The following is a 22,315-nucleotide window of genomic DNA, read 5'->3' as shown; positions in this document are numbered from 1 at the left end:
AGACGAGGAAGGACGGCACGCCTGTGACCGCGGGGTATGAGCGGGACGGCCCGGCCGCGCCGGGCCGATGAGGACTTCGTACCGGGATGCGCCGGTGTCAGCGGCGCGTGGCCGCCGTCAGGTCGGCGTAGTGGCCGGCCCGTTCCAGCAGACGGGGGACGCCCGTCTCGAGCGACGGCCCGAAGGACGTGTCGTGGGGACGCTCACCGCGCTGCCAGCGGGTGTAGATGGCCTCGCAGAAGATCGCTGCTTTCCACAGGGCGAGAGTCTGGTACCAGGGCAGCGGGGTGAGATCGAGGCCCGTACGAGACTGGTAGCGCTCTGCCAGTTGGCGCTGGGTGAGGTAGCCGGGCGACCGGGTCACCCGGGTGAGTTCGAGAGGGGTGGCGGGGTTGCCCGCCTCGGAGTACGTGGCGGTGAGGTACCCCAGGTCTGCGAGCGGGTCACCGAGCGTGGCCATCTCCCAGTCCAGGATCCCGAGGACCCTGGCCGGTGCTTCGGGAGCGAACATGAGGTTGCCCATGCGGTAGTCGCCGTGGACCACCGAGGCCGCCTGGCTCGTCGGGAGGTTGCGGGCGAGCCAGTCCCCGATGCGCTCCACCGCGGGCAGGCTGCGCGTGGTGTTGACCTCCCACAGTCCGCTGAAGCGGTCGACCTGGCGACGGAGGTACCCCTCGGGCAGGCCCAGGGAGGCAAGCTCCCCCCGGGTCACGTCGATGCCGTGCAGTGTCACGAGGGCGTCGACGACCGCCTCACTGGTGGCCCGGCGCTGTTCGGAGGAGGAGAGGTGCGGCGGGACGGTGTCGGTGATGACCGTGCCGTCGAGCCGGGACATGAGGTAGAACGGCACGCCGAGGAGCGACTCGTCCTCACAGACTGCGATGATCTCCGGCACCGGCACCCCGTGCTCGCCGAGGATCTTCTGGACGCGGGCCTCGCGCCTCATGTCGTGCGTGGACTTCGGCAGCGGTGGCCGGGGGCCGCGGCGCAGGACGACGGACTCGTTGCCGCGCTCGATCAGATAGGTGATGTTGGACTGGCCGTCGCCGATGCGTTGCCATGCAAGCGGGCCGCTGCCGATGCCGTGTCGGTCGAGGAAGCCGGTGACCGCGTCGAGGACCAGGAGCGGGGGGCTGTCGAGGTGAGAGGCCCGATTCCAGCTCGCGACGACTTCCACCCCGTCGGGGACGGTGTGCATCACGCGCCTCCGTCCCGGCCGACGACGGCGTCGCCCTGGTACGGCTCGCCGGCCTGGACCGCTGCGCGTCGGGCGGCCGAGGCCCGGCGGGCGATGGCCCACCTGTGGGTCTCGTTGGAGCCGTCGTAGATGCGGAACGGGCGCACCTCGTTGAGGTACTGCGCCAGCGGGAGGCCGTCGGAGACGCCGTCCCCGCCGCAGATCTGGATGGCGCGGTCGATCACCCGGAAGATCGCCTCCGAGCAGTGCACCTTCGCGACCGAGGACATCGCGGACCCCGCCTTCGGATCGCTGTGCAGCAGCGCCGCGGTCTTCGTGATGATCGCGTCGGACGTCTCGATGTCGATCACCGACTCGGCGATCAGGTGCTGCGCCAGGCCGAGCGAGTCGATCGGACCGCCGAACAGCTCCCGCCGCGCCGCCCGGTCGAGGGCGATGTCGTGCGCCCGCCGGGCCAGACCCAGCCACCGCATGCAGTGCGTGAGCCGGGCGGGGCCGAGCCGTACCTGCGCATACCGGAACCCGAGTCCGACCTCGCCGAGCACGGCGTCGTCGGGGACGAAGCAGTTCTCGATGTACAGGTGGGGATGGCCACCGTCGATGGAGCGGTCGACGGTGTGGATCGCCTCGCCGACCCGGATCCCGGGGTTCGTCATGTCGACGAGGAACATGGTGGCCCCCTCCGGGGAGCCGTCGACGGCCGGGGTGCGTGCCATGACGATGCAGAACCCGGCGCCGACGGCGCCGCTGGTGAACCGCTTGTGGCCGTCGATGACCCAGCCGCCGTCGGCGCGCACGGCCCGGGTCCGCAGCGCTGCCGGGTCGGAACCCGCTCCGGGGTGGGGCTCGGTCATGCCGAAGCACGAGCGGACGTCCCCCGCCGCCAGAGGCGCGAGGTAGCGCTTCTTCTGCTCCTCGGTCGCGATGAGGTTGAGCATGTGCATGTTCCCCTCGTCGGGGGCCATGCAGTTGAGCGCGACGGGGCCGATCGGTGAGTAGCCGGCCTCCTGGAGGATCGGTGACCAGTGCTGGATGGGCAGGCCCTGCCCGCCGTACTCCTTCGGCACGAGCGGCGCGAAGACGCCGGCCTCCTTCGCTGCGGCCTGCAGCCGGTCGCGGGCGGCCTGGTCGAGGCGTCCGCCCGGTGCGGGCTCGGCGTCGACGACGACCTCGTGGACGAACCGGCGGGTGCGCTCACGCAGCTCCGTGATCTCCGACGGAAGGTGAGGGGTGGTCATGGGTGTCCTTTGTGGAGTTGGCGAGGTCGTTACGCGGTGCCGCCGGCGACGGTGAGGCCACCGTCGACGGTGAGGACGTGGCCGGTGACCCAGGAGGAGTCCTCCGAAGCCAGGTACGCCACGGCGGAGGCGATGTCCGCGGGCACACCCAGGCGGGCCAGGGGATAGTCCGCGGCCACCTCGGCTTCCCTGCCCTCGTACAGGGCTTCGGCGAACCGTGTCTTCACCACGGCCGGTGCCACCGCGTTGACACGTATCTCGGGGCCGAGTTCGACGGCCAGGGTCCGGGTCAGGTGGGACACCGCCGCCTTGCTCACGCCGTACAGGCCGATGCCGGGGGAGGGGGTGTCGCCGGTGACGGAGGAGAGGTTCACGACGGTGCCGCGGCGTTCGGTGAAACCGAGCTTCGGGTGGGCCACGGCGTCCTGCACCCAGGCGAGGGTGGCGAGGACGTTGACCTCGAGGACCTTGCGGGCGACATCGAGGTCCAGCTCGGTGAGGGGGCCGTAGGCCGGGTTGATGCCCGCGTTGTTCACCAGGACGTCAAGGCCGCCGAATTCGCGCGCGACGGTGTCGAAGACCTCGCGGCGGTGCTCGGGGTCGTCCGCCTTGCCGGCGACGGTGACGACGCTGCCCGCGGGAAGAGCGGCGGCGGCCTCTTCGAGCGGTCCTGCCTTGCGTGCCGTGATGCACACGCGTGCCCCTTCGGCGACGAGCCGTTCCGCGACGGCGAGACCGATGCCCCGGCTCGCTCCGGTCACGACGGCGACGCGGCCCGAGAAACGGCCCTGGTCGGTGTGGTTCTCACTCATGGATCAGTCCTTCGAGGGGGAAGCCGGTTCCGGGCCGTCGAGCCCGCGGAGCTCGGCGCGCCGGATCTTGCCGCTCTGGGTCTTGGGCAGGTCGGCGAGGAAATGGATCGTGCGCGGGCACTTGTAGGCCGCCAGCCGCTCGCGGGTGAAGGCGATCAACTCGTCCGCCGTGGCGTTCAGACCCGCTTTGAGCGAGACGTAGGCGACGACGGTCTCGCCGCGGTAGGCGTCCGGCTGTCCGACGACCGCGGCCTCGAGCACCGACGGGTGTTCGTACAGGGCGTCCTCGACCTCGCGCGGCCAGACCTTGTACCCGGACACGTTGATCTGGTCCTTGAGCCGGTCCACCAGATAGACCCAGCCCTGCTCGTCGATGACGGCGACGTCGCCGGTGCGGAGCCGGCCCTCCGGCATGGTCCGGCGGGTGGCCTCGGGCTTGTCCCAGTAGCCGGGCACCACCTGCGGCCCGCTCAATTCGAGTTCGCCCTGCTCCCCGCTCGGCACCGGCTCACCGTGCAGGTCCACGACGCGCGCGGTGAGGTGAGGCAGGGGCCTGCCGATGGACAGCGTCCCGCTCGGCAGGTGTACCGGCGCCCTTTCCCCCGGCGGCACGGCGATGACGGCGGACGTCGTCTCGGTCATCCCGTAGCCGTTGTGGAGGTAGACGCCGAACCGCTCCTGGAACCGCTCGACCGTGGCCGGCGGGATCGGTGCGCCGCCGGAGTACAGGGCTTTCGCCGAGACGAAGTGTTCCGGTCCGGCCTGCGGCAGCTCGTAGATCGCGTTGTACGCGGTGATGGAGCCGATCGTGTAGGTCACCGCGTGTTCGGCGAAGGCCTCCAGGGCGACCTCGGGGTGGAAGCGGCCCGTCAGGACGAGCGTGGTGTCGGTGAGCAGGGAGAGCGTCGCGTTGACCACCGCGCCGGTGATGTGGAACAGCGGGGCCATGGCGAACACGACGTCCCCGTCACGCACGCCCATCCACGACGTGCAGGTCGCCACCACGCCCAGGACGTTGCCGTGGGTGTTCATGGCACCCTTCGGCGGCCCCGTCGTTCCCGAGGTGTACGTCAGGAACGCGACGTCGTCGCGGGTCAGCTCCACGGGCGAGGGACCGCGGCCCTCGAACTCACCGATCAGCGCCGTCAGATCGCCGTCCGGGGCCGGAGCGTGGCGCTCCGTCGTCGCGAAGACCCGCGGGTCGTTCCTCGACTGGTAGTCCAGCGCCGACGTGCTGACCAGCCAGCGCACCGTGCTCCCCGCCAGCGTCCCGAGCGTCTCGTGGACGTCCGCGTCCGCACAGACGACCCCGACCGCCCCGGAATCGTCGATGATGCGGCGCAGCTCCTGGCGCCGGTACATCGGATTGAGTCCCAGTGCCGTGGCGCCCAGCTTCCACAGGGCCAGCAGCACCAGCGCGTACTGCGGGACGTTCTGCAGGTACACCCCGACGCGGTCGCCGCGCCCGGTCCCGCGCGCCTCGAACGCGGCGGCCAGGGCGTCCGACGCCGCGTCCACCTCCCGCGCGGACAGGACGCCGTCGAAGTAGCGCAGCGCCGCGCCCTCCGGGTTCTTCTCCACGCGTGCCTTCCAGACCGCCACGAGCGAGCCGGGAACCGCATCCGCCCCCGTACCGAACCCGTCGGGGAACGTCTCCCGCCGTCGGCCCTCGTCCACTGTCATCTGCCGTCCTTCCCACCCATGTCCGTGCGCCTGTCGTGCCGGTCACGCGAGTTCGCGCTTGAGGATCTTTCCGGTGGACGTCATCGGCAGGGTCGGCACGATCTCCACGATGCGCGGGTACTTGTAGCCGGCCATCTGCTCCTTGCCCCAGGCGATCAGCTCGTCGGGACGGGCCTCGGCACCGCGGTCGAGGATGACGAACGCCTTGATCTCCTCGCCGTGGCTCGCGTGGGGCACGCCGACGACCGCGGCCAGGCTGACCGCCGGGTGCGTCATCAGGACCTCCTCGATCTCGCGCGGGTACACGTTGAAGCCACCGCGGATGATCAGGTCCTTCGCCCGGTCGACGATGTAGTAGAAGCCGTCCTTGTCCCTGCGGGCCAGGTCGCCGGTGCGGAACCAGCCGTCCCTGACGGCTTCGGCGGTGGCCTCGGGTCGGCCGTGGTAGCCCTTCATGACGTTGTGGCCCCTGACCGCGATCTCCCCGATGGCGGTGCCCGTGCCGTCGTCCTCGACCTCGGACCAGTCGGAGTTGACGAGCTTGACCTCCACGCCCCAGATCGGCACGCCGATGGAGCCGGGCCGGGGCTCTCGCGCCGGATCGCTGAAGGTCACCACCGGCGAGGTCTCGGAGAGGCCGTAGCCCTCCAGGACCTGGACGCCCAGTCGCTCCCTGACCTGCTTGATGAGTTCCGCGGGGAGCGAGGCGCCGCCGGAGACACCGACGCGCAGGTTCCTCGCGATCCTCTCGACGTCGACGTCGTCGGTGAGCGCCTGCAGCAGGCCCCACCACATGGTGGGGACGCCCGCGAAGAAGGTGATGTCCTCCCGCTGCATCAGGGACACCGCCTGCCCGGCGTCGAACCGCGGCAGCAGCACCAGTGTGCTCGCCGTCGAGAAGCCGGCGTTCATCTGCACGGTCGCGCCGAAGGAGTGGAACAGCGGCAGCGTGACCAGGTGGGTGTCCAGGGCGGGCCGGTTCTCCAGCAGCCGGTTGCACGCCAGGGCGTTGAGGACGAGGCCGGTGTGGCTGAGTTCGGCGCCCTTCGCCTGTCCTGTCGTCCCGCTCGTGTAGAGCAGCACGGCGGGGTCGTCCCCCGAGGTCCCGATGCTGTCGAACGTCGTCGGGGTGCCTTGCAGCGCGGCGCCCATCGTTTCGACGCCCTCGATCGGGCTGTCGGCCGCAGGGTCGGCGGTGATGAGGAAGAAGTGCTCGCAGCCCGGGGTCTCGGTGAACCCGGCGTGTCCCTGCGCACCCATCGGCAGGCCCTCGCCGCCCTCGAAGCAGAAGTACGCCTTCGCCTCCGAGTCCGCGAGGTGGTAGGCGACCTCCCGGCCCTTGAGCAGGACGTTGAGGGGTACGACGACGGCGCCGGCCTTGAGGATCCCGTAGTAGACGATCGGGAACCAGGGCACGTTGGGACAGCTGAGCGCGACCTTGTCGCCGGGCCAGATGCCGCGGTCGACCAGGAGGTTGGCGACCCGGTTGGCGGCGGCGTCGACCTGGGCGTAGGTGAGGCGTGTCGTGCCGAGGACGACGGCGTCCCGGTCCGGGTGCGTGCGGGCGGAGTCCTCGAGCAGGACCGAGAGGTTCAGCATGGTGTCTTCCGGGAAAGTGGACCGGGCCAGGCCGCGGGGGGAACGGAACACGCGGCCTGGCTCGGAGCGGGTGGGGGTTGTGCGCGACGTGACGGGGGTGTCACGACTTCCGCAGCAGCCGGTCGAGGGCCTCGGCCGTCGCCTCGATGTCGGAGGTAGTGTGCGCCGTACTGATGAAGACCTTGCCGGACGGCATGAACAGGAAGCCCTGACGCAGCATCCCTTCGAGGATCTCGGTCCAGAGCCCGCTGGTCCCGTGCAGCCCGGTGGCCCCGCCGGGGGGGACGTACTGGAGGAGCGAGCCGACCCGGTTGAAGCGGCCGAACTCGGCGGACGGACCGAGAGCGCCGCCGACGAGCGCTTCGAACTCGGACGAGGTCCGTTCGAGCAGCTCGTAGACCGCGGGATCGGCCAGGGCCCGCATCGTCGCCGTGACGGCCGCCAGCGCGATCGGATTGGCGTTGAAGGTTCCGGCGTGCACGACGCCGGTCGTCACCTGATCGACCAGGTCGGCCCGGCCGACGACGGCGCTCTGGGTGAACCCTCCGGCCATCGCCTTCCCGAAGACGGACAGGTCGGGCAGCACGCCGTACTTCTCGGCCGCCCCGCCCCGTGCGATCCGGAACCCGGCGATCACCTCGTCGAAGACGAGGACGACGCCGTGCCGGTCGCAGAGGGTCCGCAGCGTCGACAGGAACTGCGGTGTGGGTGCTTCGACGCCGGCGTTGCTCATCACCGGGTCGACGAGCACGGCCGCGATGTCGCGCTCGGCGGCCTCGCCCAGCAGGCGCTCGGCCAGCTGTACGTCGTTGAAGCGCGCCACGACCAGGTCGTCGAGGACGCTTGCCGACTGTCCCGGTCCGCCGGGGGTGGCGGGGCGGTCGCAGTCGTCCTCGGACATCCCGGCGTACACGGTGTCGTGCCAGCCGTGGTAGCTCTTGGCGAACTTGAGGACGCGGCGTCGCCCGGTGGCGGCCCGCGCGAGGCGCAGCGCCACCTGCACCGCTTCGGTCCCCGTGTTGCTCCACAGCAGTCGCTCGCCGTGCGGCACGGCATCGAGGACCGCTTCCGCCGCGAGGTACTCCAGCGGGTGGCCGGTGCCGACGACCTGCATCTTCGTCGCGACCTCGGTCACGGCGGACACCACGCGCGGGTCGCCGTGACCGAGGACGAGCGGGCCCCAGGCCATCACGTAGTCGATGTACCGGTCGCCGTCCAGGTCCCAGACGTACGCACCTCGCGCCTCGCGCACGAAGAGCGGATGGGGAGGCATCGCGGCGCGCAGGCCCGACCCCACTCCTCCGCCGACGCTGCGGCGGGTTCGCTCGAAGGCCGAGCGTGATGATTCCAGGGCCATGGGATCGCCCCTGCCTTTCAGTACGTGATCACCGAGCGGATGCCGATGCCGCGCTTCATCTGGTCGAACGCCTCGTTGATGTCCTGGAGACCGACCTCGCTCGTCACGAGGGAGTCCAGGTCGATGCGGTTGTTCATGTAGTGGTCGATCAGCAGCGGGAAGTCGGAAGCCGGCTTGCTCGATCCGTAGTTCGAGCCGATGAGCGACAGTTCCTGGTCGGACATGACGAAGGGGTCGATGGAGATCCTCATGCCGTCCGCCACCTGCCCGGCGACCACCGCCGTGCCGCCCCGGGCCAGGACCTCGTAGGCCGCCTCGATGGTGCGGGGCAGTCCGATGGCCTCGATGGCGATCTCCACGCCGCGTCCGTCGGTGAGCTGGTAGACCCTGCCCACGAAGTTCTCGCGGGCGTTGTTGATCAGGTCGGTCGCTCCGAAGACGCGTGCCTGTTCGAGCTTCTCGTCGGAGACGTCCGCGGCGATGATCTTCCGCGCGCCGGCGAGCCGGGCCCCCTGGATCGCGTTCAGACCGACGCCTCCGCAGCCGAGGACCAGCACGGTGTCGCTCGGCCGCACGCCTGCGGTGTTGACGGCCGCGCCGACGCCGGTGGTGACGGCGCATCCGACCAGAGCCGACTGAGGGAACGGGGCGTCGTCCCGGATGGCGATCGCGGCCGATTCGGGCACGAGGGTGTACTGGCCGAAGGTTCCGAGGCCCGCGAAGCTGTAGACGTCGCCCTCGTCCGCGGACGTGATCCGGGTCCGGCCGTCGAACGACAGGTGGTTCGCCGAGTGCTGGCTGACCATGTCGCACAGGACGGGCCTGCCGCTGATGCAATAGCGGCAGCGGCGACACGAAGGAGTCCAGGACAGCACGACGTGGTCGCCCTTCTTCAGCGTCGTGACGCCTTCGCCGACGTTTTCGATGATCCCGGCCCCTTCGTGACCGAGGATCATCGGCGAAGGAACCTCCCAGTCGCCCACGAGCACGTGCAGGTCGCTGTGGCACACTCCGCTCGCCTTGAGCCGCACCAGCACCTCGCCGGGCGGAGGCGTCGAGGGAAGATTCACTCGTTCGATGGTCAGTGGTTCATTCGGCGTCCTGAAGACGGCGGCGTCGAATTCGATGGTCATGGCGGTTTTCCTTCTGCGCGGTGCGGCGATCACGTCCGGGCGGTGCGGATGAGCTTCTTGTTGGCGAACTCGTCGATTCCGGCCCGCCCCAGTTCGCGGCCGAAACCGGACTGCTTGACCCCGCCGAAAGGCAGTTCCGCGCCTTCGAGGCCGACGCCGTTGACGAAGACCATGCCGGCCTCGATCCTGTCGGCGACGCGCAGCGCCTGCTCGGCGTCCGTCGTGAACACGTAGGAGCCCAGCCCGTACGGGGTTGCGTTCGCCAGCTCGACGGCCTCGTCCTCGGATCCGACGCGGTAGACGGTCGCCACGGGGCCGAAGAGCTCCTCGGCGGCCGACGCCGACGTCGGCGAGACGCTGGTCAGAACGCCGGGCGGGAAGTACGCTCCTTCGCGCTGTCGCGCGGAGACGAAGGTCGCCCCGTCGGCGACGGCCCGCTCGACCTGCTCCTCGAGGTACTCGGCTGCGGCGACCGAGGAGAGCGGCGTCAGCCCGTCGGTCAGGGCGAGCACCTTCTCGGTGAACGTGGCGAGGAAGGCGTCGTAGAGGTCCTCGGCGACGATGAAGCGCTTCGCGGCGTTGCACGCCTGCCCGGTGTTCTCGAACCGCGTCTCGACCGCCGCCTGGACCGTGGCGTCGAGGTCGTCGGTCGACAGCACGACGAAGGGGTCCGAGCCGCCCAGCTCGAGCACCACCTTCTTGAGGTTGCGCCCGGCCTTCTCGGCGACCTCCGCGCCGGCCCGCTCCGAACCGGTGAAGGAGACGCCCTGCACCCTGGGGTCCGCGATGGCGCGGGCGATCTGCTCGCCGGTGGCGTGGACGTTGACGTAAGCGCCCTGAGGGAAGCCGGCGTCCGTGAACAGCTGCTGGAGGGCCTCGGACGACTCCGGACACTGCGACGCGTGCTTGAGCACGATGGTGTTGCCCAGCGCGAGGTTGGGCGCGGCGAAGCGGGCCACCTGGTAGTACGGGTAGTTCCAGGGCATGATTCCCAGCAGCACGCCGACCGGCTGGCGACGGACGAAGGCGGTGCCCTCCCCTTCGAGGAGCTCGATCGGTTCGTCGGCGAGGAACTTCTCCGCGTTCTCGGCGTAGTACCTGTAGATCGAAGCGCTGAACTCGACCTCCGCGACGGCCTCGTCCACCGGCTTGCCCATCTCCCGGTGGATCATCTCGGCGAGCTGAGCGCTGCGCTCGTCGTGGAGGGCGGCGACGGTCTTCAACAGCCGGGCGCGCTGCTCCACGGAAGTCTGCCTCGACCACTGCGCGTAGGCTTCCGCCGCCGCGTCGACGGCCCCCTCGACGACCTCGTCCGTCGCGGTCGGGTACTCCTTGACCAGCTTGCCGCTGGCAGGGTCGACCACCGCGTACACGTGCCTCTTCGCCATGCTGACTCCTTCTTCGTTTTCGGGGTTCATGCGAGGGTTCCGGTGGTGCGGGCCCGGTTCGTGTCCAAGGCCGCGTTGTGGTCGTGCAGCGCGCGGTAGGCACGGAAGTAGACGAATCCCTGGGTGCCCCACGTCGCCAGTGCGGCGGTGTAGAAGATCGTGCGGTTCGCGTCGTCGAACGGCAGGGGGAAGAAGTCGTAGGTCAACGCGATGGCCGTTCCGGCGGCCGTGACCAGGCCCGTCCAGATCGCCGGCCGCTTCGCGCCCGCGTTCCAGAGCCGCTTGGCGAAGTACCCGAGGAAGGCCGCCGTGAGGAGGTTGGTGGCCACGTAGAAGACGGCGACCCAGAACGCGGCGCGGTCGGTGTGCAGGTCCGCGCCGTGGAACTGCCGGAGGAAGAGGCCGGCCACGATCGCGACTCCGAACACGGCGACGTCGACGCCGCGGCTCGGCTTGTAGCGGTGGGTGACCTTCATCAGACCCATGATCAGGATGAGCGTGATGCCGACCGACCTGGAGAAGGCGTCGAGGAAGTACGCCAGGTCGTACAGGATGCTGCCGGTGTCGGCTCCGGACAGTGACCAGAGCAGGAAGTTGGTGCCCGATGTGGCGACGACCATCCACTCGATACCGAGGAGGTAGTTGCCGTACCGGCGGATGAACTTCCAGCCGTAGAAGTAGCCGGCGAAGATCATCCACAGGTCGGCGAGCAGGAACAGCGTCTCCTTCATCGCGACGCCCCCTCTCGGACGTCGCGGGACAGGAGGGTGAGGATGCTCTCGGCGGTGCGCTGGCCGGTCAGAACCGCGCCGTTCATGGTGCCGGCCCATTCCCCGGCGGTCTCGCTGCCGGCCCAGTGGACGCGCCCGTGGGGCTCGGACAGCGCCTTGCCGAAGCTCGTGGTCGCGTAGGGGGCGACGGCGGGATTGGGGCCGCCCGGGGCGAAGGGCTCCGCTCCCCAGCAGTGGTCCACGTAGTCGATCGGGGTGCGGGCCTGCGGACCGTAGAGGTCGGCGAGCTGCTGGACGACCCGGTCGCGCCGGGTCTCGGGGTCGAAGCCGTCGAAGACGCGCGGATCGCAGAAGGCCATCAGGACGCCCGGTCCGCCGGGGGCGGGGGACACGTCGAAGGTGATGAAGACGGTTCCGGTGTCGGTCACGGCCTCACCGGAGAACCCATCGGCCCGCCAGAACGGCTTCTCGTAGGCCACGAAGGCCTTGCTCAGCACGCCCATGCGCCAGGTTCGCGTGAGCCCCTCGCTCCGCTCGGGCAGGGCGGGCTCGAACTCGATGGCGGCGCGGTGCGCCGGTGAGGCCGTGACGATCGCGTACCGGGCGTGGATCTCGCCGGAATCGGTGCGGACGGTGACGCCGTCGTCGTTCTGCGTGATGCGGCGCACCGGTGTCTCCAGGCGCACGCGGTCGCCGAGCCGCTCCGCCACCCGCTTGGCGATCTCCTGGGTGGTCTCGACGATCCGGTCCTGCTGCTGTCCGCCCTCGACGTCCAGCATGTGGTCGAGTCCGCCCGCCGAGCGGATGTAGCGCAGGGCGTGCAGCAAGGAGACGTCACCCGGGGTGCACCCCCACTGCACCTTGCTGATGACGGTCATCAGCGCACGGGTGCTGGGCAGCGCGTTCTTCCGGTCGAGCCATTCGCCGAACGAGATGGCGTCGAGCCGGCCGGCCCCGGGCGTCTCCCAGGCGGCGTCGACGTCGATGGTCGCGACCAGCTTGTTCACCGCCGTCTGCATGCGGGCCATGTCCACCAGGGCCAAGGGGGAGACCTTGGGGATGGTGCCGCTGTAGGTGCGACGCCGACCCGTCATCCACAGCACGTTGCGGCCCTGGGCGAACTGGTCGGTCGTGGTACACCCCATCCGGCTCGCCAGATCCCGGACGGCGGTGTGGCGCCGTGCCACCCACGTCGCTCCGAGGTCGACCTTCACGCCCGCCACCTCGCCGGACAGCGAACGTCCTCCGACTCGGTCGCGGCCCTCCACGACCACGACGGACCGTCCCGTGCTCACCAGCCGCTCGGCAGCGCTCAGACCGGCGAAACCGGCACCGACGACCACGGCGTCGACCGTGGTGTCCTTGGAGCGCGGTTCACGAGATCCGGACATGGCTTCCTCCTTCACCCACGCGGTTCGCGTGCTGCGAGACATAGGTCGTGATGGGGTCGACGAGGGCCTCGGGGATGTGGTGTCCCATGCCGGGGATGACCACGTGCTGCGCCGAGCGGATCGCCCGGACGGTCGCGGCGCCACCGCTCGGGTCGACCAGCGGGTCCCGGTCGCCGTTGATGACCAGGGTCGGGGCCGTGATCCTGCGCAGCTCGGCCGTCCGGTCTCCGGAGCGCTGGATCGCCTGGATCTGGCGCGCCGTACCGGCCGCCGGCTCACCGGCGCTGCGGTCCCACCCACGAGCCGCGATGGCGGCCTCGGCCGCGTCGTCGATGGGATGGTCCGTTCCCGCGACGTGCCGGGTGAGTCGCAGGTGAGCACGGACCGCCGCGGTCCTGTTCCGCGCAGGCGGGGCGGCGAGGAGCCGGATCGTCGACAGTGCCGGCCGGCCCACCTTCTTCGCTCCGGTGGTCGAGTAGAGCGAGGTCAGCGACAGCACGCGCTCGGGCGCCGTGGCCGCGATCGTCTGCGCGATCATCCCGCCCATCGACCGCCCCAACAGGTGCACCCGCGAGATCCCGAGGTGGTCGAGGACGCCGATGCCGTCCTGGGCCATGTCGGCCAGCGTGTACGCGTCGCCGCGCGGGCGCGCGGCGATCTGGCGCCAGAGCCCGGGAGGAGGAGTCGCGACGAACGTCGACTGGCCGACGTCGCGGTTGTCGATCGCGACGACCCGGAAGCCGCGGGCGACGAGTGAGGCGACGAACGAGTCGGTCCAGAAGGTGAGGTCCTCGCCCAGTCCCGCGATGAGCAGCATCGCGGGGTCTGCCTTGTCGCCGTGGTCCCGGAAGCAGATCGTCATCTCGGACGGCAGGGTCGCGTACTGGTCGACGCTCTCGGTGCCGCTCGTCTCAGGCATGGGTGGCTCGCCGCCGGTCGGATGACTGCGCGGCCGCCCGGCGGGAGCCGAACTCGAGGTGCTCGTCGGCCACCGGGCCGCGAAGGGCCTTGGCGTCCTCGGGGTAGGACATCGCCATCCGCCAGGGCTTCTCGAGACCCTGCTTGGGCATGAGCTTCTCGCCGCGCTTGGCGTACCCGGCCTGGAGGTCCATGACGGGCTTCCGCTTCGTCCCCGAGGGCGCGACCGGAACCACCGTGTCGTATCCGCGGGTGTCCATGTGCTTGACCAGGTCGATGAAGTAGCGGCACATCAGGCTCACCTTGAGCGTCCAGGACGAGGTGGTGTACCCGATCGCCATCGCCCAGTTCGGCATCCCGCTCAGCAGCATTCCGCGGTAACAGAGCGCGTCCGCGATGTCGATCTGGCGCCCGTCGACCACGATGGGCATGCCGTCGAAGAGCTGCAGGTTCAGGCCCGTCGCGGTGACGATGACGTCGGCTTCCAGTTCCTCGCCCGACGCCAGGACGATCCCGCGCTTGCTGAACCTCGCCACGGCGTCGGTGACGACGGAGGCCTTTCCTTCCTTGATGGCGTCGAAGAAGTCGCCGTCCGGTGCCAGGCACAGCCGCTGGTCCCACGGGTCGTACGGCGGGTTGAAGTGCTTGTCGACGTCGAATCCCTTGGGGAGGCGCTTGATGTTCTCGCGCCGGATCAGCGCCCGCCCGGCCTTGGGGAAGGTCCGCAGGCCCTTGACGACGGCGCGGTCGGCCCAGATGTTCTTGAACCGCGTCACGGCGTACCCGCGCTCTTCTCCGAGCAGCTTCGTGAGCGCCAGGGCGACCTTGTCGACGCGGGGGAGCGCCATGACATAGGTGGGGGTGCGCTGCAGCATCGTCACGTGCTGGGCGGCGCCCGCCCCGGTGGCCATGTTCGGCACCAGCGTGATCGCGGTCGCGCCGCTGCCGATGACGACGACCTTCTTCCCGCTGTAGTCGAGGTCCTCGGGCCAGTGCTGCGGGTGGACGATCCGGCCCTCGAAGTCGTCCCGTCCCGGGAACTCCGGGGAGAATCCCTCGTCGTACCGGTAGTAGCCGGTGGCGGCGAAGACCCATCCCGCCCGGATCGTCTTGGTCCGGGTCGTTCCCGTGGCGGCGTCCGACGTCTGGACGGTGAGGGTCCACTTCGAGTCCGTCGAGGACCACTCCGAGCGGACGACCCGGTGGCGGAGCCTGAGGATGCGCTCCAGGCTGTTCTCCCCGACCGTTTCCTGGAGGTACTCCTTGATGAGGGGGGCGTCGGCGATCGCGGCTTCGTGGCGCCAGGCTTTGAACTCGTAACCGAACGTGTGCAGGTCGGAGTCCGAGCGGATGCCGGGATAGCGGAACAGGTCCCAAGTGCCCCCGATGTCGTCGCGTGCTTCCAGAACGACGAGCGACTTGTCGGGCAGCTCTCGGCTGAAATAGGTGGCCGCGCCGATCCCGGAGATCCCTGCTCCGATGATCACCACGTCGAACTCCTCGACGGCGTCCAACACCTCAGCTGTCATGGCGTTTCCTCGCTGTTCCTGTGGCGGTTGCTTCACTGTCGCCAGCTGCGGCCGTGGTGAGAACGACAGCGAGCACCTGCTTCGTCTGGCGCTGGTGCACGATGCACAGGCGGGTCGCGCCGCTGTGCCCATACGGTGGCCGGCGCCTGGCCCGCGACCTCGACCGAGGTCGTGCTCGGCCCTTCTGAGGGCGGGGGCCGTCGGTGTCTGCGTAGCGGTCGGCCTGGCCACAGCCATTGCGGCGGTAAGACCGGCGTGATAGAGGTTTGCCCCCGGTGTTTAGTGCTCCTAAACACCCCGCTGCTGTCGCGCGCAGAGGTCGAACCCACTGTCGTCGCGACCTCGCCGCGCGCCGGGAGCCACGTGCGTATCGAGCCGGGGCGGATCACGGCCGTCACTCATGCGGTCGCTGCCGAGAGAAAGCAACGAGCGATCCGGGTCTCACTCGAGTCCCCGTCTTCCCAGGGCTGAGCCGGTGAGGCAGGACCGGATCTCCTCACCCCGCTGAGCGGGAGCCGCTCCGGTTCGCTCCCCGTGGGCGTACCGCCTCACGTACTCATTCATCCATCCATCACGAGCCGGCGTCGGCCCGTGAGCCGAAAGGTGGTCTCGATGACCGACCTCTCCAAGACAGAGCACGTCCAAGGGTCCGGCGGTGAAACAGGATCGGAGAACCCGCTCAACCGCGGGCTCGGCGTGTCGCAGATCGTGTTCATGGTCGTCGCCGCTGCGGCGCCGCTCGGCCTTGTGGCCGGCGGGGTGCCGCTCGCCTTCGCCGTGAGCGGCAGTCCGGGGATGCCGCTGTACTTCGCGCTGTCCACGGTGATGCTGCTGATCTTCGCGGTCGGCTTCACGTTGATGGCCGGGCGGGTGCGCAACGCGGGCGCCTTCTACGCCTACGTCCAGGCGGGGCTGGGCCGCGTACCGGGCCTTTCGGCCGCGACCCTCGCGCTCTTCTCGTACACGCTGCTTCTCGTCGGGGTGAACGCCTATGTCGGCGTCGCGACGAGCAACGTCATCGAGCGGTACGCCGACGTCGCCTCTCCGTGGTGGGCGTGGGCGCTCGTCTCGCTGGGCGTCATCGCCTTCCTCGGTTATCGCGACATCGAGCTGAGCGCCAAGGTGCTCGGCGCCGTGCTGGTACTGGAATCCGTGCTGCTCCTGGTCATGGACTTCGGCATCGTGGGCCACGGCGGCGCCCACGGCCTGACGGCCGAACCGTTGCTGCCCTCGATCGTGGGGACCGGCTCCCTGGGCCTCGGCGTCATGTTCGCCATCTTCGGGTTCATCGGCTTCGAGGCGACGGCCGTGTTCCGCAACGAGGCGAAGGACCCCGACGCCACTGTCCCGCGGGCGACGTACATCGCGATCCTGGTGATCGGGGTCTTCTACTCGTTCACCGTGTGGGCGATCGTGGTGGGCGTCGGCGTCGACGCGGTGACCGGCGCCGCGACTGCCGACCCCGAGGGGCTGGTCCTCGGGCTGGCGCAGAGCTACGTCGGGTCCGTCTGGGCCGACGTGATGCAGGTGCTCCTGGCCACCAGTCAGTTCGCTTGCGTGCTCGCCTTCCACAACGTCGTGACGCGCTACCAGTTCGCGCTGTCCCGTGCCGGCGTGCTTCCGGCGCCGCTGGGCGTCGTGCACCCCCGGCACCGCGCGCCGTCGGCGTCCTCGGCCGTCGCCTCCACGGTCGCGTTCGTCATCACGCTCGTCGTCGCCACGCTCGGCCTCGACCCGATCGGGGACCTCTACACCTGGTTCTCCGGCGCCGCCACCCTCGGCATCGTCCTGCTGATGGCGGCCACCAGCCTCGCGGTCATCGGCTTCTTCCGGCGCGCCGACGAGCGGCAGTCGGTGTGGCGCACGGTCGTGGCCCCGGGCGTGGCCTTCCTCGGCCTGGCCTGCGTGGTCTGCCTGATGGTCGCCAACTTCCCGATCCTCGTCGGTACCGTCGGGGGCGCCTGGGTCATCGGCGGGTTCGTCGTCCTCTCGGCCGTGACCGGCGCGGTGCAGGCCCTCGTCCTGCGGGCGCGCCGGCCGGCCGTCTACGAGCGGCTCTAGGCGGGGCCTCGCGCGGCGCGCAACAGGGGAGGTGACAGGACCCAGAGGACCTCGCTCGCCGTAGTACCCGGATTGTCGAACTGGTGGAGCGTCCGACCGGAGAACGAGGTGGACACGCCGGCCGACAGCATCCGGGTCTCGCCCCCGACGATCAGACGGGTCGAACCGCTCAGCCCCATTGCGAAGATCGTGGTGGTGTCGAGCCGATAGGGACCTCCGGTGCCCCCGCCCGGTTCGATCACGGAACGGAAGACCTGGAACGCCGTGGTGTCGGCGGGCGTGAGCAGGTACTCGGTCACGCCCTCACCCCCCATGTCGATCCGGCGTCCGCCCTCCACGACCTGCTCGTCGGGGTACGCGAACAGCTCGCCGACTCCGATCTGCAGCACCTCGCAGACGCGCAGCAACGTCGGAACGGACACGCTGGTGAGCCCACGTTCCAGCTGGCTCAGAAAGCCCTTGGTGACCTCTGCCTGCTGCGCCGCCTCCGTCAACGACAACCCGCGGCTGAGCCTGATCTTCCTCAGCTGCGCGCCCGCGGACGCTTCGAGGGCGGCGGAGCCCCTGGCCCCTCCGCCTGCTCTCCTGTCGTCGTTCATGGACATCGTGTACTCACCGCCCGTCCCGAGGCCGAGGTCGTGTGCCCGTCGGGTGACAAGCCGACCTGGACGGGCCCCTCCGTGACCTGAGGCTAAGGCATGCCCGTTGTGGGCAACCTGGTGTGCCGCTCCAGAGGGGCGGCGGTGCCGAACACCTTGTGACGCCATCGACGGCGTGATAAACCTGCCGCCGTTTAGTGGTACTAAACTCCTCCCCGACCCTTGGAGACCCATGCGCACGGTCGTGTTCGAAGACCCGGCTCTGCCCGCCGAGGTGGCGGACGGCGATCTTGGCGACCCGGAGGCGGACGAAAGCGGGATCCGCGTTGCCGCGGCGGGCGTGGGGCATTATGCATCCGCTTCCAAGTCCGCAGAGAAGGAGGACGCCGACCGTGCCAGGGCTGCGAGCCTGTACACCCGTAACCATCGGCCAGTGACGCGCGCCCCTCGCGAGCTGAGCGTCGGAGGCATGCGGATATCGACACCCGCGTTCCGTCGGCCACGAAGACACCGCAGGGCCGCCCCCGCAATGCGGGGCACGGCAAGGACCCCTCGATTCGAGCGCACGGCGACATCGGGATTCGGCAGCCACTGCCGCGTGGTGGTGGCGACCCGACGTCTCTCGGTGTCGCCGGCGGACCGACGGCCCTCGTCTCCGTCCCCGGCCATGCTGTCGGCGGACCTTGTATCTGTCCGTGACACAGCATGTCGGGAGCGTCGGCTCCTCGCGACGAAGGGGACACTGAAGACATGGAAGAGCTGTGGCCCGCGCCCTCCCGCGAGGTCGCTGACGCGATCAGGTCACTGTGTCAGCGCCTGCTGACGGAGACGGACGCCCTGGTCGATGCCTTCGTCAGGCCCTCCCTCGTCGCTCAGAACGATCCCGCCCTCCTCGCGGACGCATCCCTGATCAAGGAGGACCGCGCGCTCAACCGCTCCGACCTCGTCCAATGGCTGACCGCGAACGTCCAGCATCCGGGGCGTCGGGTGGAGCCCTACGTCGGCCCGCGGGCCACGGCGTACATCAACGATCTCGTCTCCCGGGGCCTCGCCCCCGACTTCGCCGTCGCCTGGCGCGTGGCCCTGGGGATCGGCTGGCGGCGATGGCTGCAGGAATGCGTGGCGGACTGCGCCGACCCCGACCTCCTCGTGGGGGTCCTGGACGTGACGGCGCAGTCGCTCGTGCAGTACGCCCTCGACTCGGTCGCGGCCCTGCGCCAAGTCGGCCTCGCCGCGGCGATGGGCAACACGGATGCCGAGGGGATCGCGATGATCCAGCTGATCGCCAGCGGGGCACCGATGGCGGAGGATCTCGCAGAAGGGCGCCTGCGCTATCGGATGGCACGGTGGCACGTGGGTCTCGTCCTTTGGATCGACGATCCCCAACGTGCTGATGTCCTGGACGAGGCAATCGCCGCCGGGCGTTCCGCCGCCGGCGGCTGGAGCGCACTGGTGGCGCGCGCCAGCACCACGTCGCGGTGGATCTGGTTCTCGGGGGAGGCCGTCCCGGACCTTCACCACGTGGAGAAGGCCCTCGCGACGGCCGACGAGGTCCGCGTGGCGGTGGGAAGGCCGGGGCGCGGACTCGAAGGGTTCCGGTCCAGCCACCAGGACGCCCTCGCGGCACAGGCGCTGGTCATCCGACTCGGATCCGACCGGCGATTCACCCCTTACGCCGACGTCGAGCTGATCGACGCCCTCACGAAGGACCGTGCCGGCGCACATCGGTTCGTCATCAACACCCTCGGGCCGCTGGCCGAAGCCGACACGGCCCTACGACAGGCACTTCTCACCTACGTGCAGTGCGGTTTCAATACCACCCGGGCGGCCGCCAACCTCTACGCGCACCGCAACACCGTCGAACGGCGTGTCTCACGCGCCAACGAGCTCTCGGCCGTCAAGGTGGAGGAGAACCCGACCCACGTGGCGGCGGCACTCCTGCTCCTGGACCTCGCGCCCGACATCGGGGCGACCGAGCCGAGCTGAGCTCGTATCACGGGGCCACGGTATCGAGCTTCCGCACAGGTGAGTGCGGGAGAGTGAGCAGGACCGTGAAGGCGCTCCCGGGTCAGGTGGTAAGCCAACTCCTCCTGGAGCGCCGCCGTGCCGTCGAGTTCAGGGCCTGTCCCGGAACGCGGGTGAGAGTCGCGGCTGGCGGCCCCGATATTGCGGCTACGATGCGACCAACTGAGTTCTCCACATCATTGTCGTACGAAGACGATCAGCATGGGCCAGATCCGGCCGCGCATGCTGACTTTTGCTGACCTTCGTGGCTTCTAACCCGTCTGACCTGCGGTTATGTGTTTTGATCGTCATGTGGTGGAACTTCGTGGGCCGCACCGACGAGGAGATCCGCCGGGCCCGCGAGGACTGGGCGACCGGCGACCGCTTCGGCGAGGTGAAGGGCTACGACGGCGACCGCCTGGACGCCCCGCCGGTCCCCGCCGCCCACCTGAAGGCCCGCGGCCGGGTGCGCTGACCTCCGGCGGGCCCTCCGCGCGCCCCCCCGCGGTCCGCGAGCCGAACCGTGGGCCCGCCCCCATACTGAGGAGGACGGCAGCCCGTCCCGGGGGTGTGGGCCTACGGGAATCGTGGTGGCGATGGAACAGGTGCCCTTCGACGACGCGACCACCGCCGCCGCCCGTGACGCGGGCGGGTGGCTCGGGGACCTGACGGTCGCCGTGGTGGCCACCGGCGCGGACGGCGCGATCGTCCGCTGGGACCACGCGGCGGAGGAACTGCTCGGCTACACCCCGCACGACGTGCTCGGCCGGCACATCGCCGACCTGCTCCACCCGGGTGCGGACCGCGGCCTCGGCCGCTCGCTCTGGGAGGGCGCCGCCACCGGCCACGGCGTCACCGGAACGGTCACGGCCTGGCACAAGGAGGGACGCCCCCTCGACCTGGAGATCTGGGCCGCCCCGGTGCCCGCCCGGCACCGCGGCGGCACGACGGTGCTGGTGTTCGCCGCGGAGGCGGAGGCCGCCCGCCGGATCCGCGGCTCGTCGGTCGTGTGGGACGGACTGTTCGCCCGCTCCCCGGTCGGCATCGCGGTCCTCGACACCCAGCTGCGCTTCCTCCGCGTCAACCCGGCCCTCGAAGCCATGAACGGCCTGCCGCAGGCCGCCCACATCGGACGCCGCCTCGTCGAGATCCTGCCCGACGTCAACGCCCCCGACATGGAGCGCTCGATGCGCCGCGCCCTCGACGAGGGCCGGCCCGTCGTCGACTCCCGCCGCACCGGCCGCACCCCGGCCGACCCGGACCACGACCACGTGTGGTCGGGCTCGTACGTCCGCCTGGAGGACGCCGACGGACGCCCCATCGGGCTGGCCGCCACCCTCATCGACATCACCGCCCAGCAGCGGGCGCAGCTGGAGGCCGAGGCGGGCCGCCGCCACCTCGCCCTGGTGAACGAGGCCACGCTGAAGATCGGCACCAGCCTGGACCTGGAGCGCACCGCGCAGGAGCTCGCCGACGTGGCGGTGCCCGACCTCGCGGACGTCGTCACCGTCGACGTCCTGGAGTCCCTGGCCGCCGACGGCGAACCCGGCGCGGGCCTCGTCGGCGGCGCCACGCTGCGCCGGCTGGCCAAGGCCCCGCTGACGGGATCACCGGTCGCGGCCGCCCTCGCCCCGCTGGGCCGCACGCTCGACTTCCCGGCCGCCGCGCCGTACGCCCGGGCCCTTGGCGACCGCCGCGCCTACGTCGTCGGCGAGCTCGACGAGCGGGCCGTCGAACCGGCGGCCGGCCACTCCGGCACCCCGGCGGAGCTGCTGCGCCTGGGCGTCCACTCGTTCATGATGACCCCGCTGCTCGCCCGCGGCGTGGTGCTCGGCCTGGCCACCTTCTACCGGACCCGCCCGGTCGGCCCCTTCACCAAGGACGAGGTCGACCTCGCCGGCGAACTGGCCGCCCGCGCGGCGGTCTGCGTGGACAATGCGCGCCTCTACAGCCGCGAGCACGACACGGCCACCGTGCTGCAGCGCAGCATGCTCCCTCAGCACATCACCCCGCCGCCGGGGATCGAGGTCGCCCACCGCTACCTGCCCGCCAGCGACGTGAACGAGGTCGGCGGCGACTGGTACGACGTCGTCGACCTGACGGACGGCAGGGCCGTCCTCGTCATCGGGGACGTGATGGGGCACGGCACCGCGGCCGCCGCGGTCATGGGACGGCTCTCCGCCACCGTACGGGCCCTCGCCCGCCTCGACCTCGCCGCCGACGAGATGTTCCACCAGCTGGAGGCCGCCCTGCGCGACCTCGCCGAACCGATGATCGCGACCTTCCTCTCCGTGGTCGTCGACCCGGCCACCGGCCGCTGCGGCATCACCCGCGCGGGCCACCCGCCGCCCGCCGCCGTCCTCCCCGACGGCACCGTGCGCCTGCTCGACGTCCCGCCGGGCCTGCCCCTGGGCGTCGGCGGGGTCGACTACGCGACCACCGAGGTCGTGCTGCCCCTCGGCAGCGTCCTCGTCCTCTACACCGACGGCCTCGTCGAGTCCCGGAGCAGCGACATCGACGCCCGCCTCACCGAACTGACCGATCTGCTCGCCGCACCCGTGCCGTCCCTGCCCGCCCTCTGCGACCGGCTGCTCACCCACCTGGTGCCGGCCTCCGCGGACGACGACATCGCGCTGCTCGCCGCCCGGGTCGGCACCGCGACCTGAGCCGCGCG

Annotated in this window: 16 protein-coding genes and 1 pseudogene; 4 read left to right on the top strand and 13 right to left on the bottom strand. The window is 70.4% G+C overall.

The genetic code is table 11. The features are described 5' to 3' along the window. Positions 1-97: 97 nt before the first annotated feature. From ACF09E_RS09130 to ACF09E_RS09075, 12 genes are all read right to left on the bottom strand, one after another. A complete protein-coding gene (locus tag ACF09E_RS09130; RefSeq protein ID WP_392204560.1) occupies positions 98-1,198 on the bottom strand; it encodes a phosphotransferase family protein in 1,101 nt (366 codons plus the stop codon). Next, positions 1,198-2,436 carry an acyl-CoA dehydrogenase family protein gene (locus ACF09E_RS09125; RefSeq protein WP_392204559.1) on the bottom strand — a complete coding sequence of 413 codons (1,239 nt, stop codon included), beginning with the start codon at positions 2,434-2,436 and terminating at the stop codon, positions 1,198-1,200. The genes ACF09E_RS09130 and ACF09E_RS09125 overlap by 1 nt, the downstream gene beginning before the upstream one ends. Before the next feature lie 29 nt (positions 2,437-2,465). After that, a complete protein-coding gene (locus tag ACF09E_RS09120) occupies positions 2,466-3,248 on the bottom strand; it encodes a glucose 1-dehydrogenase (RefSeq protein WP_391165360.1) in 783 nt (260 codons plus the stop codon). Between the two features lie 3 nt (positions 3,249-3,251). Then, positions 3,252-4,931, bottom strand: coding sequence for a class I adenylate-forming enzyme family protein (locus ACF09E_RS09115; RefSeq protein ID WP_392204558.1), 1,680 nt, complete (start codon positions 4,929-4,931; stop codon positions 3,252-3,254). 42 nt (positions 4,932-4,973) lie between these two features. Continuing rightward, positions 4,974-6,530, bottom strand: a complete 1,557-nt coding sequence (locus ACF09E_RS09110) for a long-chain fatty acid--CoA ligase (protein ID WP_392204557.1) — start codon at positions 6,528-6,530, stop codon at positions 4,974-4,976. A 100-nt stretch (positions 6,531-6,630) separates the two neighbouring features. Then, positions 6,631-7,887, bottom strand: a complete 1,257-nt coding sequence (locus tag ACF09E_RS09105) for an aspartate aminotransferase family protein (RefSeq protein WP_392204556.1) — start codon at positions 7,885-7,887, stop codon at positions 6,631-6,633. A 17-nt stretch (positions 7,888-7,904) separates the two neighbouring features. Continuing rightward, a complete protein-coding gene (locus ACF09E_RS09100) occupies positions 7,905-9,020 on the bottom strand; it encodes a zinc-binding dehydrogenase (RefSeq protein WP_391165356.1) in 1,116 nt (371 codons plus the stop codon). Positions 9,021-9,049: 29 nt separating this feature from the next. After that, positions 9,050-10,408: an NAD-dependent succinate-semialdehyde dehydrogenase gene (locus ACF09E_RS09095; protein ID WP_392204555.1), complete on the bottom strand. Its 1,359-nt coding sequence runs from the start codon at positions 10,406-10,408 to the stop codon at positions 9,050-9,052. Between the two features lie 26 nt (positions 10,409-10,434). After that, the gene (locus tag ACF09E_RS09090) at positions 10,435-11,139 is read right to left on the bottom strand and encodes a transporter (RefSeq protein WP_392204554.1); all 705 of its coding nucleotides are present in this window, start codon (positions 11,137-11,139) and stop codon (positions 10,435-10,437) included. After that, entirely contained in the window at positions 11,136-12,530 is a 1,395-nt protein-coding gene (locus ACF09E_RS09085; protein WP_392204553.1) for a flavin monoamine oxidase family protein, read from the bottom strand. The genes ACF09E_RS09090 and ACF09E_RS09085 overlap by 4 nt, the downstream gene beginning before the upstream one ends. After that, positions 12,514-13,449 carry an alpha/beta fold hydrolase gene (locus ACF09E_RS09080; protein ID WP_392204552.1) on the bottom strand — a complete coding sequence of 312 codons (936 nt, stop codon included), beginning with the start codon at positions 13,447-13,449 and terminating at the stop codon, positions 12,514-12,516. Before ACF09E_RS09080 ends, ACF09E_RS09085 begins: the two co-directional genes overlap by 17 nt. Continuing rightward, complete coding sequence (locus ACF09E_RS09075) at positions 13,442-14,977, bottom strand: flavin-containing monooxygenase (RefSeq protein WP_392204551.1); 1,536 nt, start codon at positions 14,975-14,977, stop codon at positions 13,442-13,444. The genes ACF09E_RS09080 and ACF09E_RS09075 overlap by 8 nt, the downstream gene beginning before the upstream one ends. 612 nt (positions 14,978-15,589) lie before the next feature. Between ACF09E_RS09075 and ACF09E_RS09070 the strand changes: the two genes are divergently transcribed. Further along, positions 15,590-17,038: an APC family permease gene (locus tag ACF09E_RS09070; protein ID WP_392204550.1), complete on the top strand. Its 1,449-nt coding sequence runs from the start codon at positions 15,590-15,592 to the stop codon at positions 17,036-17,038. On the opposite strand, the gene ACF09E_RS09065 is transcribed toward ACF09E_RS09070, so the two are convergent. Continuing rightward, a complete protein-coding gene (locus tag ACF09E_RS09065; protein WP_392204549.1) occupies positions 17,035-17,637 on the bottom strand; it encodes a helix-turn-helix domain-containing protein in 603 nt (200 codons plus the stop codon). The genes ACF09E_RS09070 and ACF09E_RS09065 overlap by 4 nt on opposite strands. Before the next feature lie 750 nt (positions 17,638-18,387). Here ACF09E_RS09065 and ACF09E_RS09060 point away from each other — a divergent pair. The 3 genes and pseudogenes from ACF09E_RS09060 to ACF09E_RS09050 all read left to right on the top strand — a co-directional run bounded on the left by ACF09E_RS09060 (position 18,388) and on the right by ACF09E_RS09050 (position 22,307). Beyond that, positions 18,388-19,623, top strand: coding sequence for a helix-turn-helix domain-containing protein (locus ACF09E_RS09060; protein ID WP_391165348.1), 1,236 nt, complete (start codon positions 18,388-18,390; stop codon positions 19,621-19,623). 322 nt (positions 19,624-19,945) lie between these two features. Beyond that, positions 19,946-20,116 (top strand): annotated as a pseudogene (locus ACF09E_RS09055) (pirin family protein); the annotation flags it as partial. A gap of 121 nt (positions 20,117-20,237) precedes the next feature. Beyond that, entirely contained in the window at positions 20,238-22,307 is a 2,070-nt protein-coding gene (locus ACF09E_RS09050) for a SpoIIE family protein phosphatase (protein ID WP_392204548.1), read from the top strand. The last annotated feature ends 8 nt before the right edge of the window (positions 22,308-22,315 follow it).

It is taken from the genome of Streptomyces sp. NPDC014891, assembly GCF_043081085.1.
Classification (GTDB): domain Bacteria; phylum Actinomycetota; class Actinomycetes; order Streptomycetales; family Streptomycetaceae; genus Streptomyces.
Note: the sequence above shows the minus strand (reverse complement) of the source record. Positions and strands in the feature narration are given on the sequence as shown.

Coding starts and splice junctions, on each gene's coding strand:
- ACF09E_RS09130 (WP_392204560.1), bottom strand. CDS start 1,198: ATGCACACCGTCCCCGACGGGGTGGAAGTCGTCGCGAGCTGGAATCGG.
- ACF09E_RS09125 (WP_392204559.1), bottom strand. CDS start 2,436: ATGACCACCCCTCACCTTCCGTCGGAGATCACGGAGCTGCGTGAGCGC.
- ACF09E_RS09120 (WP_391165360.1), bottom strand. CDS start 3,248: ATGAGTGAGAACCACACCGACCAGGGCCGTTTCTCGGGCCGCGTCGCC.
- ACF09E_RS09115 (WP_392204558.1), bottom strand. CDS start 4,931: ATGACAGTGGACGAGGGCCGACGGCGGGAGACGTTCCCCGACGGGTTC.
- ACF09E_RS09110 (WP_392204557.1), bottom strand. CDS start 6,530: ATGCTGAACCTCTCGGTCCTGCTCGAGGACTCCGCCCGCACGCACCCG.
- ACF09E_RS09105 (WP_392204556.1), bottom strand. CDS start 7,887: ATGGCCCTGGAATCATCACGCTCGGCCTTCGAGCGAACCCGCCGCAGC.
- ACF09E_RS09100 (WP_391165356.1), bottom strand. CDS start 9,020: ATGACCATCGAATTCGACGCCGCCGTCTTCAGGACGCCGAATGAACCA.
- ACF09E_RS09095 (WP_392204555.1), bottom strand. CDS start 10,408: ATGGCGAAGAGGCACGTGTACGCGGTGGTCGACCCTGCCAGCGGCAAG.
- ACF09E_RS09090 (WP_392204554.1), bottom strand. CDS start 11,139: ATGAAGGAGACGCTGTTCCTGCTCGCCGACCTGTGGATGATCTTCGCC.
- ACF09E_RS09085 (WP_392204553.1), bottom strand. CDS start 12,530: ATGTCCGGATCTCGTGAACCGCGCTCCAAGGACACCACGGTCGACGCC.
- ACF09E_RS09080 (WP_392204552.1), bottom strand. CDS start 13,449: ATGCCTGAGACGAGCGGCACCGAGAGCGTCGACCAGTACGCGACCCTG.
- ACF09E_RS09075 (WP_392204551.1), bottom strand. CDS start 14,977: ATGACAGCTGAGGTGTTGGACGCCGTCGAGGAGTTCGACGTGGTGATC.
- ACF09E_RS09070 (WP_392204550.1), top strand. CDS start 15,590: ATGACCGACCTCTCCAAGACAGAGCACGTCCAAGGGTCCGGCGGTGAA.
- ACF09E_RS09065 (WP_392204549.1), bottom strand. CDS start 17,637: ATGAACGACGACAGGAGAGCAGGCGGAGGGGCCAGGGGCTCCGCCGCC.
- ACF09E_RS09060 (WP_391165348.1), top strand. CDS start 18,388: ATGGAAGAGCTGTGGCCCGCGCCCTCCCGCGAGGTCGCTGACGCGATC.
- ACF09E_RS09050 (WP_392204548.1), top strand. CDS start 20,238: ATGGAACAGGTGCCCTTCGACGACGCGACCACCGCCGCCGCCCGTGAC.